This window comes from Shewanella sp. 10N.286.51.B8, assembly GCF_041469325.1.
Lineage (GTDB): Bacteria > Pseudomonadota > Gammaproteobacteria > Enterobacterales > Shewanellaceae > Shewanella.
The window spans coordinates 149,954-165,279 of the sequence record NZ_JBFRKG010000008.1; the positions used below are offsets into that span (position 1 = coordinate 149,954).

At 42.1% G+C, this 15,326-nt stretch carries 7 protein-coding genes; 1 reads left to right on the plus strand and 6 read right to left on the minus strand.

Going from position 1 to position 15,326, the window contains the following annotated elements; genetic code table 11:
• Positions 1 to 37 precede the first annotated feature (37 nt).
• The 4 genes from AB4160_RS04695 to AB4160_RS04710 all read right to left on the minus strand — a co-directional run bounded on the left by AB4160_RS04695 (position 38) and on the right by AB4160_RS04710 (position 8,028).
• A complete protein-coding gene (locus AB4160_RS04695; protein WP_372003738.1) occupies positions 38 to 3,088 on the minus strand; it encodes a UvrD-helicase domain-containing protein in 3,051 nt (1,016 codons plus the stop codon).
• Positions 3,089 to 3,286: 198 nt separating this feature from the next.
• A complete protein-coding gene (locus AB4160_RS04700) occupies positions 3,287 to 5,686 on the minus strand; it encodes an ATP-binding protein (RefSeq protein ID WP_372003740.1) in 2,400 nt (799 codons plus the stop codon).
• Between the two features lie 21 nt (positions 5,687 to 5,707).
• Positions 5,708 to 6,910 (minus strand): ABC transporter substrate-binding protein, encoded by a 1,203-nt coding sequence (locus AB4160_RS04705; protein WP_102476036.1) that lies wholly within the window; start codon positions 6,908 to 6,910, stop codon positions 5,708 to 5,710.
• A gap of 164 nt (positions 6,911 to 7,074) precedes the next feature.
• On the minus strand, positions 7,075 to 8,028 hold the full coding sequence (locus tag AB4160_RS04710) for a LysR family transcriptional regulator (RefSeq protein ID WP_102519929.1): 954 nt from the start codon (positions 8,026 to 8,028) through the stop codon (positions 7,075 to 7,077).
• A gap of 536 nt (positions 8,029 to 8,564) precedes the next feature.
• Here AB4160_RS04710 and AB4160_RS04715 point away from each other — a divergent pair.
• Positions 8,565 to 13,541 carry a S8 family serine peptidase gene (locus AB4160_RS04715; RefSeq protein WP_372003742.1) on the plus strand — a complete coding sequence of 1,659 codons (4,977 nt, stop codon included), beginning with the start codon at positions 8,565 to 8,567 and terminating at the stop codon, positions 13,539 to 13,541.
• Positions 13,542 to 13,662: 121 nt separating this feature from the next.
• On the opposite strand, the gene AB4160_RS04720 is transcribed toward AB4160_RS04715, so the two are convergent.
• Positions 13,663 to 14,460: a PepSY domain-containing protein gene (locus tag AB4160_RS04720; RefSeq protein WP_102440227.1), complete on the minus strand. Its 798-nt coding sequence runs from the start codon at positions 14,458 to 14,460 to the stop codon at positions 13,663 to 13,665.
• Complete coding sequence (locus tag AB4160_RS04725) at positions 14,457 to 15,110, minus strand: peptidase (protein WP_102440228.1); 654 nt, start codon at positions 15,108 to 15,110, stop codon at positions 14,457 to 14,459. Before AB4160_RS04725 ends, AB4160_RS04720 begins: the two co-directional genes overlap by 4 nt.
• Positions 15,111 to 15,326: the final 216 nt, after the last annotated feature.

Here is a 15,326-nt window from a genome sequence, read left to right on the forward strand (position 1 = left end):
GGGTGAGCCGCTAGCTGCTGCTATATCTTTGATAGCATCAGAGAAGGCTCACTCCTTTCAAGTCGATCGACTTCGGCAGTACTAACTTGGCTTTATCAACTGCATGGGTGCAACTTTGCCTGCTGTTAGCCTTGCTACTTTGACGATGACTACCACGATAATTTTTACAGCCCCAGAATTCCCCCCGAGCGCTTTTTCTTAGCACCATATCAGCGCCGCAAACGCTGCATAACGGTGTGGTATGGGCGCATTGATCATTAAGACAGACTTTAAAGCCTGCAAAGCGTTTACGGGTCATGGGGCTTGCACAAAGCTCGCAGCCTGCTTCTTTGTGGTCGCACAAAGGAAAGTGGCAACAGGAATAGAATGATTTAAAGTTACCGGTTCTTTGCTTTAATACTCCTGTGGTGCAGCGAACACAGTTAATATCTTCAAACAGCCTTTGCACTATAGAGGTCGTAAATTCTGCTTGCTCAATGGCATAACCATCTTGAATAAGCTCTGTGGCAAACGGGCTGACGTCGGTCATATCGGCCAGCACATAGGCGCGATGCTTAGCACGGGTTAACGCCACATAAAATAACCGTCGCTCTTCAGCGTACTTAAAGTCTTCTTCTTTTGCTAAAAAGGCATCTAACAAAGGCGGGATGATTTTATTTGATGGAAAGCCATGCTGGCCGGTTTTCATCCCGATGATCACCACATAGTCAGCCTCTTTACCTTTAGCGCCATGAAAGGACTGACACTCAATGGTTATATTGGAGTATTGCTGATTCAGTAGTCTTAGGGCATTACTATCTGGCAGCTGAAACCAAAAGCGGGCCAGTAAGTACACTGTCGGTTGCTTTGCGCCAGCTTTAAGCTTATTGACCCTAGCACTAATCGCCGACAATGCTTGCGCTAACGCATTAGGGCTTGGGTTGTCAGCTGTGGCGGCTTCATGTTCGCCGCGCTTAATCACTGATACCGCCGCTTGGGTCACTGTCACGTTGGAGCGAATCTGTTTTTTAAGCTGCGCCGGATTTTGAGTGACAAACTGGGTAGCAACATCGCCAATGCTGCTATTAAATCTAAATGTTTGGTCAAGATAGCTTGTCGCAGCTGCGCCAAAATAGTCACTAAAATGGGTCGTTAGGCTGACATCTGCGCCACTAAAACGATAAATAGCCTGCCAGTCATCGCCAACACAAAATAATGAGGCTGTGGTTTTACTCGGTGCTGAGTAAGCCTGTGTTAATGCTTTAACTAAACGCGCTCTAGGCTCAGAGATATCTTGAAATTCATCCACCATAATATAACGCCACGGGCTAATGAATTGCCCTGTTTGTATATAGTTAAGCGCCTTGGCAATCATGTCTTCAAAATCGATATCGCCATTTGCAGCTAACTGCTGTTGGTAAGCGGTTAAGATGGGCTGGAGCAATTCAAATGCCTTACGGCTTTGCTTGGGATCAGTAGCTTGATTAAATAGCTTGTCTAGGCCTTTATTATCAAGGCAAGCCGCTTTGTATAAACCAATAAGCTGACTAAATAATTTGGCTAATTCAGTCACCCGCCCAAGCTCATTAAGGGTTGCCAGTATCGCGTCATCGGGCAGCGGCGCATATTGCAGTTCAAATGCCGTTAATGCCTGTTGCAATTCTGCCGTTAACTGGCCCTTTTTATGCTGATAGTAAAATAGCTCAATACAGGCAGTATCATGCTGTTGATGTAACTCGCGTTTCCACTGTATCGACTCAAGATAAGCCTGATTATCGATATAACTGGCGGTATTATTAGCCTCATCAATGCCGTAATATTCAATATAAACATCATATTCTGGCAGGTAAAAATCAGGCTGGTACTGGCGAAAATCAACACTACTAACATCATGCTCATACTTGGCTTCATAGCGATATTCAATGCCGTTTTTAAATAGCCAGTTAGCAATATACAGTTCGCCGAAACTCTTAACCCGCTCGCCTTTAAGCGTGCGAATATCATTGTCAGTTAAGTATTGGAAGTACTCGCCTTCGGATTCAAAATCAAATGGGCTTTTTTCCACATAATAATATTGGCTAAAAAACTCACACAGCCGTTTGCGGTAAACCTCATCTTTAAGCAAGTTATCAAGCTGGAGTTGTAACCATTTCTCTTTGGCTTGGTCATCTTCTGCCAATGGTGACAAACTGGGCTGCTTGCCTTCCACTGCTGCAATAATCCTTAAACCAAGGCTGTGAAAGGTGCTGGCTTTTATTGCATCTGTGGCCAGTTTTTGTTTGATGCGGTCATCCATTTCATCAGCGGCTTTGCGGCCGTAAGCTAACAATAAAATATCCGCTGCTTGCGCTTGACCGCTGGCAACTAAATAGCCTGCACGCCCCACCATTACACTGGTTTTACCGGTGCCAGCCCCTGCCAGTAATAAATTGTTATCATCATCTATAACGCAAGCGCGGCGCTGTTTATCGGTTAATGGCTTTGATTCAACATTATCAAAAAAGTCTGCATATTTGACTAATTGCCTGTCAACATAAGCCGAACGAATTTGCGCTATCTTGGCGTTATTCCAATGATAAAAGCCAGATAATTTCACTAACGCAGCGTTAAGCGTTACCGATAACCCCGCCGATTTACACCATGGAAACCAGCGGCGATATTCACGTTTAATGCGAGGCTGCATTTGCCCAAGTAACGACTGACGTAAATACTTATTCGCTAAGGTATGCTCAATGCGGGCAACTAACTCACACAGCTGCTGCTCATGAGCTTGCGCCCAATATTGTTCAATGTCTTGTTTAAATTTGGGGTTAGAAAAATATCCCAGAAATGGCACCTGATAAAACTGGCCTTGGGCTTGAAATCGAAGCAAACTGCCTAAAAAGCTTGGGGTAAACTCGGCTGGCGCAGCCAGTTGCTGCCAAGTAAATTGTTGCAGCTGAGGTACAGGTTTTGCTGTAAACCAATGCCTAAATAAACGACCTTGCTGAGCACGAAACTCAATGCCATTAGCCGATAATTTAATGGCATCTGCAGCGCCTAAATACAGGCGCCCAAACCAACTATGCTTGATCGTTTTTTCTGATTTTTTAAATTTTTCTGGTAACAATTTACAACCTACGACTTAATGGCTGAACAGCAAACTATTGATATTTAGGCGTCACTATAGCTTAATCTTAAGCGCCTAAGCATGATCTTTATCTGCTAATGATTTAGCGATGGGCAATTGAGTTAACCGCAACTGGGGTTAATGAGATAGACAGGCGTTTTATGTAAGCAGGCTTGCGGGCTATCGCTATGAGTAAGCTCAAAAGATAGCGATTAAGATCTCGTCTAATTTAGAGCTATGAATAGGCTTAGTGACAACCTCAGTACACCCCATGCTGATCATATCGATACGGGTTTGCTCAAAAGCATCTGCGGTACAGCCAATAATTAACGGCTCATTAGCCAAGTTTAACGCTTTAATTGCCTTGGTCGCGGCAATGCCGTCCATCACCGGCATATGATTATCCATGATCACCAAGTCAAAGTGTGTTGCTTGCACTTTATCGACACCAATTTGACCGTTTTCAGCGACCTCACAATCAAAGCCGCGTTTGTTGAGGAACATCTTCATCACTTTTACATTGATTTTATTATCTTCAACAATAAGCACTTTTAAACCTGAGCCATCAAACATAGAGCTATGATGACCTGTGACCTGTTGCGGTTTGGCATCTAATTTAATCGGTATACTCACTCTAAACTGGCTACCTACCCCCAGCTCACTATTGAGTTCTATGCTACCTCCCATAACATTCACCAGCTCAGAGATAATCGCCAGCCCTAGCCCAGTGCCGCCAAACCGACGGGTGGTATCCGCTTCAGCTTGAGAGAATGCCTGAAAAACATAATCTTGTTTATCTTTATTAATACCAATACCGCTATCAGACACAATAATTTCTAATAACGGCTCAGCCTCATTATTGATGACGTTAATTGACGCGGCAATATGGCCTTGAGGGGTAAACTTCCACGCATTATTGAGCAAGTTTTGTAGTATTTGTTGAATTCGGATCTTATCAGCGACACAAACTTTATCTTGCTCGCCAGCCGACTCAAAGCTAAATGCCAAGCCTTTTTCATCGCACAAGGCTTTATAAATCGGTTCAACTTCCGACTTGAGTTCGTTGATGGTAAAACGGGTTAAATTTAAGGTTAATTTCCCCGCTTCAATTTTTGAAAAATCCAAAATATCATTGAGCACAGATAGCATGTGCCTTCCTGATCTCAATAAGGTATTGACCATCTCTTCTTGTTCAACATTAAGAGAAGTGTCTTTAATCAGTTCTGTCATACCTAACACGCCATTCATTGGAGTGCGAAGCTCATGACTCATTGATGCTAAAAACTGCGATTTTGAGATATTTGCGGCATCGGCTTTTTTGGCAGTGAGTTTTAACGAGTCTTCCAATTCTTTGCGCTCAGTAATATCACGCTCAACCGCCATAAAACCTTCTAGCTCACCTGAATCATCATACAGCGGCCCAATTTGCACCTCTAACCAATAGGCTTCGTTACTCTTGGTGTAGTTAATTATCTCAAAAGTACCAAAGCCTCTATTTTTTATTAGCTCACCAATTTTACGAGCCGTTACTTTGCTAGTCTTTGGCCCTTGCAGTAAATCTGCGGGTTTCATGCCCAACACTTCATGTTTTTTATAGCCTGTCATCTTCTCAAATGCACCATTGACCCAAATTATTTTGATATCAGGATCGGTAAATACCACCGCATCTCGCATATATTTGACAACCCGCGCAAGTCGAGTTGATTCAGCCTCTTTATTTTTTAAATTTTCCGCCTGTTGCTCAAGTAATTGCTGTGAGCGAGCTAATGACTGAAAGGGGGATACTAAGATTTTTCTACCCAAAAAATACAAGAGTAAAATGGTCATACTGGTAGCAAGCAGCATTCTAAGAAATAAGCTTCGTAAGAAGTCTGACTCTATTTTTTCAACAAATTGTGGCGATGATGCATACAGAAGATAAATATCAAATTGGGGGATCATTTTCGCTTGAGTCTGCCAGCCACCCTGGGGAGACATAGCCCAGTTAAACCTGTCTTGTCTGATCCCAAACCAATGATTTTTATCTGCAATTAATCGACCTATTAATTGCGAGTCATTTAACTGGATAATATAAGCAGTCAAGCCCTCAGCTAATGCGTGATATCGTATCGGCTCAGTGATTAATAAGTAATCTTGGCCACGCTCGTTAAAAAAGATATAGTTGTTATCATTAAGAATTGACTCATCATTAATCCCCTCAACCAGGTAATGTCTTAGTTGCTCCCCAAGCTCAAATTCAAGATAAATGCCCTCGCCAGCAAAGTCATACAGGTTCACAAAAGTATCTACATCATGTGGTTTTATCAGTGATAGTTGGTCATGTAAGGTATGTTTATCATCAACACCTTCTAGCGTCGCGCTGATAACATCAGGGTAAGTGGATATTTTATTAACATCCCTTTCATGGGCGCCGATGAACTCGGCAACGTATTGTTCAATTGCAGAAAATTTACCTTTTAAATTCTCTTCATTGATGAGTTTTGCAGTTTCAGCGGCCTGATTGGACACAAAAATATAACTGGACGCCATAAAGGTAATGGCCCCCAACAAAATAAACAGCGAAAATAAATGCATTCCATTTTTTTTATCAAACCACATAATAAATTCGACGCCTTAGGCTTACTGCTCAATCAATTTAACCGCATTAATATCATCGTATATCGCCATACATAAATCGTTTTCATCTAGCGCCTCATGGGCATCTGGGGCGCTATGGCTAAATACACTAAATGGTGCCTGATATTGTTTTATTAATCCGTCAACCGGCGCTGTCATCGACTCCAGTGCCTGCTTCATTGCTATGCGATTAGTGACTATATTGTCAGTAAAACTGACATTATTGGCGGCTGCGATAAAAATTTTACCGAGATCATAACCATGAACAAAGCCTGCCGGCGATTTGATGTTTTTATCAACAAACTGCTCTGGAAACATAGCTTTAGCATCATTAAAAACCTGCTGATTAAAATCAGTTACCTCTGAGCTATAAAAATTAAAGCATGATTGTATGAAGTGTAAATTTGCTTTATTGCGGATCTCAAATGGCACCACAGTGGCAAAATCCCCACCGGTAATCCCCCAGTGACTGTATATTGAAATATCCAAACCCAGCTCAGCCACAGCGGCTACGATTAACGCCCCTTCTGTGGCCCCTGCGACCATAAATAAGCAGTCAACTTGTTCTTTTTGGGCGGTTGCTAATAATAATCTTGCTTGCGCTGGGTTTATCCCCCAAGCAAACCAAGTTTCCCCCACTTCAGTCATGCCATAAGCCTCAAGGGCAGAAGTCATACTGCGATAATTAGATTTACCCCAAGCGGTATTTTCGAGCATCATGTGTGGTTTTTTACATTGTTTTTGCATCGCAAAATCAACTAAGTGCTTGCCAACTTTTTGATCATCTACCGAAAGCCGAAAAACAAAATTATCTTTTGAGGGGTATCGAGTAATTGGTCCACCAGCAGCCCAAGGGACAAGGGTGAGCAATTGTGACTCATTAATAAAATCTCGATATTTTATTAATGGCGGGGAATGCAGACCGCCTATAAACACTATCCCATTAGGATCTTTCAAAAAACGGTCCATATTCTTTTTGCTTCTGCCGACATTACCTCGATGATCTAAGGTGACAAATTCCACACCAAGGCCACCAAGTTTATTATCTGCCTGTTCAAATGCGACTTTAAAACCCTGTTCAATTGCTAATGACGATTCAATATGACCCGTTCTATCGGCATCAAAGTAAACTTTAAAAAACTTAGGAGAGGCGAGTATCTCGAGGGAATAACTAAATAATAGAAGCAAAAATACAATTTTAAGCATACTGACAATCCTTGGTTGGCATGCGGCAATTTTAGTCAAGCATCTTAGTTATAGCCTACCCTCTGAAAATAACCATATAAATTGTGATGCTATTTGTGCCAGTAACGCAGTCATGCCAAGCTAAGTTAGTTTGATACTCGTTAGGTTTGCCCTACTTTTCAGCCTTACGCAATTTGTATATCTAAGTTTTCAAGCTCATTAACTGAGTCCTTAACTGAGTTAGCTCGCTGCACAATAAACTCGCTAAACACCTTAATCGATTGGCTTTGTTGGTTTTCTGCTAGGCTAACAATACTGAACTTAGCATTCAGTTTCGGCATCAATTGCGGGCTAAGCTGCACCAAGGTGCCCGCTAATAATTCATCACGTACTGCTATTTCTGGAGTTAGCACTACTAAATCTGAATGAAAAATAGCGTCTTTAATTGAGTGAAGCTGATCAAAACGAATTAAACCGGCAAAATCATCTCTTTGTAATTGAAATAAGTCTTCAAATTGATTGGCGATGGTAATGGGCAATTTCAATGGGATCGCCAAAGGATAATCTCTAAATGTCGCTAAATATAATCTCGGCAGCTTAGTAAGCGGGTGATCAGGACGACAACAAAATATCACCGGAAATGGTGGCAGCGCTTGTAAGTGAAGTAATGGGTTATCTTCAAGCTCAGTCACTTTGGCTTCCGCAACAAACAAATCCAACTTTCCTTGAAGTAACAGCTCTGTTAATGATTGCCAATGATCCACTTTAAAATCAATGGTCATTTTGGGACAAGCCTGAATAAACTGCCCCAATATAGGGCCCACTAAACAGTTTGATGGAATAGGGCTGGCGCCAATGCTAATTTCATGCTCATTTTCACCATGAAAGCTGGCGATATCGCGTTTTAGTTTATCGTGCTGCTTTACAATGTTTTGGCTATGAGCTAATACCATTTCCCCCAAAGGGGTTAGCGTCATATTTTTAGAGTCGCGCTGAAATAGCTTACCACCAACTAATAATTCGAGTTTTTGCAAGCTTTTGGATAGTGACGGCTGAGTAATATTTAACTCTGCGGCAGCTTTATGAAAGTGTTTTAATTCAGCCAATACAACAAAGTATTTAATGTGACGTAATTCCATATCAATCCTACTTATATTTAAACTGAATTATTTAAATTAATATTTTCGTGCTAAAATTTATAAAATAATGTTCACCAACTAATCTTTATCAAATAACATAAAACACTAACTATTAAGCCAACTATTAAATAAATTATTATCTCTAGCTATAAAGATACTTAACGCTATTTAGCAGTAAAAATGTACCATTGTTATTATTTTATTAGTAAAGCTAATGGCGATAGTTCAATTAGCCTAATAATCACAACAATCACCCTGTAGTGACTGTTTCACTTTGTATCACCATAGGCGCCAAGTAAACTCAATTCACTCCATTTAATCTCTTATATAGCTGATATTTTTATCTAAAAAAAGTCAAATCATTGGTTTTTAAGCTTATTTACTTTATGACTTGATCGCTAGCCCTTATTGTTTTTCACAAAAACTATCAGTTGATTCATAAAATGCATTGGCCGCTAACGCAAATACACGTTAAACATTCATGTGACAAATTTGTTAAAAATTTGCATTCACAAATAATAACGGAAGAAACGACAATGAAACTGAACAAAGTTCATATAATGACCCTAGCGGCCATTTATGCGGGTGCTGCCGGAGCGAGTGCTGATAGCGCCAATGCTGATGGTGCATACTCGGCCAATATTAAGCCTATAGTTATTACCGATGCAATTAAGCAATATAACGACAATAAAAATAAAGATCGTTTATCTGGAGAGGTAGTGACACAAACTCGAAATAGTAATGGACGTAATGTTCATCGTGCTATTTCAAGTGTTGATCAAAAAGTTCCCTTTGTTTATGAAGATGATGTTGAAGGTGAGCAAACTTATATTATTCAGTTATCTGACAAGCCAGTTTCATTATATCAAGGCGGTGTTGCTGGATTAAATGCTACGACTCCTCGAACCAGTAAAATCCCGGCGGCATTAAGCCCACAGCTGCATGATAAAGTTGATATCAATAGTACCGATGTACAATCATATCGTAGTTACCTTAGTGAAAAACAAGCTAGCGTAAGCTCGCAAATTACCAGCTTGGTAGGTAACACTAAAACTATCGCTAACTATCAGCTTGCCTTTAACGGTATGTCGATGCGTATGACTCAAGATCAAGCAGCAAGCGTTGCCGGCTTATCTGGTGTTGTCAGTGTGACCCGTGAAATCATCTACCAATTACAAACTGATGTGGGTCCACAGCATATCGGCGCTGACAAGTTTTGGACCGGTGAAGTTACTGGTGAAGCGTTTACCGGTAAAGGTATTGTTGTAGGTGTGCTCGATACCGGGATTAACACCGACCATGAATCGTTTGCAGCACAAGGCGATGATGGCTATGTACATCAATTACCGTCGCGTTATGCTGGCTATTTAGGCGACTGTGAGCTTGAAGAGTTTGCCGGCATGTGTAATGACAAGCTTATTGGTGTGCGCTCTTACCCTGTGATTACCGACACTTATAGCGATGAAAGTTTTCAACCTGATAAAGGCTGGTGGGAAATCGAAGGCCCATTAAGACCTGCTAATGGCGAAGATTACAACGGCCATGGTTCACATACTGCTTCAACCGCTGCCGGTAATATCATATTAGGTAGTACCTATATGGTACCTGATGTTGGCGTAACCAGTGACGGCAAGCCAACGGACTTAATGTTACCGCGTATTTCAGGTGTCGCGCCGCACGCTAACGTCATTATGTACCAAGTATGTCACCCAGGTGACGGCAGCTTTAATAATTACACAGGCTGCCCTGGTTCTGCATTACTTGCGGGTATTGAAGATGCAGTCGCCGATGGCGTAGATGTGATTAACTACTCAATTGGTACTGCTTATGGCGCATTCCCATGGGAAGACCCAATGGAGATGGCCTTTTTAGCAGCACGAGAAGCCGGTATTTCGGTATCAGCCTCAGCGGGTAACTCTTTTGACCCTTCTGAAGCAAATGTACGCCGCGGCGCAATTGATCACTTATCCCCTTGGGTGACCTCTGTTGCAGCAACCACTCATACACGTGAGTTTAGTGTTGAAGGTAAAATGCTTACTGGCGCAACTGGCGGCGAGCAAGAGCTACCAGAACTTGTTGGCGGCGGGATTACCGAAGGTTATACAGGCCCTGTGGTTGAAGCAAAAGCCTACGGCTGGGAATATGAAAAATGTAATGAAGCCTTCCCAGCAGGCTTTTTTGATAACTCTCCTGAAGGCATTCCATATGACACTGCGCCAATTGTAGTTTGTAAGCGTGGTGATATCGCTCGTGTACAAAAAGCCATTAACGTAGCCGAAGGCGGTGCAGGTGGTTTTATTTTACGTAACGCCAGCTCTACAGAGTCGGTTAATAACGACCCTTATGTGATCCCCGGTATTCACTTGCCTTATAGTGGTTATTATGGTGATGCTTCAACTAACTGGTTTGGTTTATCAAGCTGGTTATCTAAAGGCAGTGATCATCAGTTAACCATCACGGCTTCAAATGTGGTGACGACTGAACGTGTGCCTAATGCGTTAGCTGACTTCTCATCTCGTGGACATAACTTTGATAACCCTGAAGTCATGTCACCAAACCTTGCCGCTCCTGGTGTTGATATTTATGCGGCATGGGCTGATGAAATGCCGTTTTCTGGTGTAGGTGTACCTGGTGACTACAACACCATTAGTGGTACTTCAATGGCAGCGCCCCATGTTGCAGGTGCAATGGCATTATTAAAGCAAGCACAACCAAGTTGGACACCAGCACAAATTCAGTCAGCATTAATGATGACTGCGAATTTAGCTGAAGTGACTCGCACGGTTGAAACTTACCCCTTTGTTGATTTAGAGCCAGCAGGCTTTAGTGATGCAGGTAGTGGCGTGATTAACGTTGCTCGCGCATTTAAAGCGGGTTTAATCATGGATGAAACCGGTGATAACTACCGCGCGGCTAACCCTAAAAATGGCGGTACAGTGAATACCCTCAACGTGCCATATTTTTACAATGAAAGTTGCAGTGGCACTTGTACCATGATGCGTACATTTACAGCGACAGCTGATGGCAGCTGGACTGTTGATGCACAGACATTAGCAATGGAAGGTGCCGACATGTTGTCGCTTGAAGTGTCGCCTAAGACATTTAGCCTTAGCAAAGGCGAAACACAAGCCATCATGCTGACTGCAACAGTGTTAGAAGTGCAAGCTCCGGGAGCTGATTCATCATCTCTACGCTTACTAGGTGATGTGACTATTACCCCTGCAAGCACGGATATGCCAATGCAACATTTACCGGTTAGCATTCGCTACAGTGGTACCAGTATGCCTGAAAATGTGGTCGGTAATATCCACCGTCAACAAGGGCATATTTTAACCCCTGAAATTAACACTGAAGAAATTCAAACCTTTAATAGCCGCGTTAATGGCTTAGTTAAAGCTGAAATTTTTGATGTGCAAATGCAGCGCAGTGATGTGCGCGACTTAGACAATACCGCGCAATCACGTATTGATGATGGCCAAGTGGTTAACTTCTTTGACGTACCAGAAGGCACTAAGCGTATTGTGTGGGAAGTGGTTAAAGCTGACTATAATGCTTATGCATCAATCGATATTGGTATGGATGTCAATAACGACGGTGAGATCCAGTGGAATGAAGAAGCCATTTGTTACTCTCGTATTGATAACAACGATTACTGCGCGATCAATAATCCAACTCCAGGAACTTACTGGGCTTATGGCTCTAACTATAAGTATGATTATGAAGATGCAGCTAACCTTGCTGATAATATGATCTTCGCTTTAGCTATCATCGGTGATCAAGATGACGCTAATCTGACTGCCGTTGGCCCAGATTCATCAAATGGCATGGACCCTTACCGTGTACAGTTAAACTATGATTTAGCTGATGCTGTAGAGGGCGATGTTTACTATGGTTATGTGGGAATTGGTAGCGACAGCTATAACGATGATAACTTAGGTTATATCCCAGTACAGCTTATTCATGACGGTAGCGACACCGAAATTGAAGCAAGCCATACCAGTGCCAAGGCCGGTGATATTGTTGAGTTTGAAGTCAGCCTAGCGCCTAACTTGTTAGGTGGTGAGCGTCAGTTAACCTTAAGTACTGAACTCGCTTCAGGCTTCCAGTTAATTGAAGACAGCGTTCAGGTTTCTGGCTTACCACAATACACTGAAGACATGACAATTGATGGTAATACCATTGCCTTTAATACTGTGCAACCTTCGTCATTAGATACCCCACGTCACTATGTGTTTACCACGAGTCTAGAGGATGCGACGTGTCGTATTCCTGCGCAAATGCAGGGCGCGAGTGACACCTTTGTGGATGTACCAAGTGAGTTTGGTTTCTCTGATTTAGGCATTACTGGCTACTCTAACCAATATTTGAGTATTCCAATGTCAGCGAATGATTTACCTCACGTACCTTTATACGGTGCAGAGCAAGACATGCTGCATGACTTACTTGAAATCTCACCATTTGGTTATGTGAAATTTGACGAAATGCCAGATTTCTATAATTACCATTATGAGTTTAATGATGTGTTCCAAAGCTTCCCTGACACTATGGTTGCCCCATTGTGGCGTGGTGATGTGATTATGCCAGAAGTGGCATTCCGTGAAGATATCGGCGCAGTCACTAACCTAGTATATGGTGCTGTGGTTGATGATTATTATGTGTTCCAGTGGAAAGGTGGTGCAGAAATTGATAACCGCTTTACCGGTAACCGTAACCCAGATGCATCAGCTTACTTTGATGTTGAAACCATTATCTCAACTAAGTTAGATTTTGCCCCTGGTGCCCATGAAATCATGTTTGGTTATCAAGCGCTGCAAACGGCTAACGATCATTTTGGTTCAATTGGTCTACATGGTTATTACGGTGAGCGTGGCACCTACCAGCCTGTCGGTGGTTGGTACAATGACGGTTTTGCCTACAATAACGTTGATGAAAAAGTGGCTGAAGGCATGCTAGTTTGTGCTGATTATCAAGGCCCTGAAAGCTCAGCATTAACGGTTAGCTTCTCTGCCCGTGTATCAGCTGCAGCTGTTGGAATGGATAATGCAGTAAAGGTTAGCAGTCAATACGCTGATTCAGAGTTAGTGACGGTATCCCATACGGTTTCATCAGCAAGTAATATTCAAGTTGCAGGTTTTACAGACCAAGTAATTGAAGAGAATAGCTCTCTTACAATGAATGTTGTCTATGCTGACCTTAAAGGCACAGTCAATGGCATTATGGTGGCAGGTGATAACATCACTGCTAAAGTTGAAGGTGATAGCATCACGATTACCCCTGATGCTGACTGGTTTGGTGAAACCATGGTATCTGTAACTGTGCATGATATGGCTTACCCGTCTGATCAAGCAACCACCAGCTTTAAGCTAACGGTTAACTCTGATGGCGTAGAGCCTGTAGCGCCAGCACCTGAAGTTCCTGTTGTTGAAGAGAAAAAATCAAGCGGTGGTAGCTTAGGCTTCTTAGCATTAGGTGTACTAGGTTTATTCGCTGGTCGTCGCCGTAAGCTTCACTAAATATTAAGCTTCACGATTATATAGGCATGTTAAGCAAACAATACCTATGAGAAAGGCCCTCTGATGAGGGCCTTCTTTTTAGTTTGATTTTATTAAACCATGAAAATAACTACACTTAAACTCAGCTTTTAACCTTTAAGAACCGCGTTAATTTATAACGCTTATTCACTAAGTTCTCTCCCACCCAATACAAACCTGACAGTGATAAAAACAAGCCCATTAAGCCAAAAAACCAACTGAAAGGATTATTGAAACTGCCTTGATGTAAGTAATCCATAAAATGTAATTTGAACATCAAATCTGCCAGTTCAGTGTCGCTATTTTTGTGACCAATTAACTGGCCATTAATGGCATTGATGTATATTCGTGTCTCAAGATCATCATCCATGTTGATTTGCCATAAGGGATTGCATTCTTTAGGCCACTCGCTAATCGGCGGCTTAAGTTTATTAGCACTGATAACGCTGCCAGGCCCCCTATAACTGTCGATGGCCAGCGTGGTTGCTAACGATAGGTCAATATGAATCACTTCACCGCTATAGGCATTCACTAAGGTTTGCTGCTGACACTCATGTTTATAACGCATTGCGGTTTCAGTCAGTAAATACACGGGATTGCTGTCCAATGATATGAGTGCTAATTGCTGTTGATTCGGATGGTTTGTCAGTACTTGCTTTGCCGTTATTAGTTCTGCAGCATTGAAATTATAGTCTTCATGGGCAGCATGATGACTATATGCCATGCCTTTTAGCGCCTCGTGTGGGGTGATATTAAAGTAAATACCAGTCCCTAGCCAAATCAAAAATTGTAGGCTAACTAACGCGCCTACCCAGTAATGCCAGACTCGGATCAAATGCTGTAACCGCTTGGCTTTCTTGCCTGGTATTTTACTTGTTCTCACGCTCGATTTAGCACTCATTTCACATACCTCTTTCGGCGTTGCCACACTAACACCAGGCCAGAAAAAACAGCGATAAATGCGCTTATTGAAGTATAAAAGAGTAACTGATTATCAATGGCTTCACCGTCGTTATAATCCATGATGTGCCACTTCCAAAACAAGTCAAACAAGCGCCAGTATTCATGTCGGCGGGTTACCACATCGCCACTTTTAGCGGATATATAGAGGGTTGTCATGCCAATATCATCAAACTCAGCTCGCCACACAGGTAGATGCCTTGCAGATAACTCAGCTGGTGCATTGTGTTCGATAAGGCTAATGGAGCTTAATTGGGTCGCTGAAACCGATGGTAAATATAAAGCTGCGATTTGACGTGCCTGTTGCTCATTAAAGCGTTCAAGTACCTGACCCGTTTGCGCATCGATGAGCAGCTTATCATCTGTTAAATTGACTTGATAAACCGCTTTACTAAGCACGCTTTTAAGGGATATTTGCTGGGCTTTAGGGTAATTTTGATAGACGTTACCTACCGAGTATTGCACTTGAGAAGGGTCAATAACTTCTACTTTGCTAACCACATGATCACTGCGAATAAAGCCAATATCCATCAACACAAAGTAGCTACCGGTCACGCTCCATATGATGATGGGAATCGCCAGCACCAGCATTAGCCACCGATGGAGAAAGTGGGCTGAGAATATTTTTCTATATGATTTATGGATAATCAAAATTTGTCGTTACCCTTGTTATTATTTTAATTTATGGTGCGAATACAGTTAATTTCCACTAAATAATAAGCGTCTAAATTACCTGAAACACCTTAATTTTCATAGAAATTTAATTGTGATACTTTCTTATCAAGGCTTCGCTCGATACTTTATTTT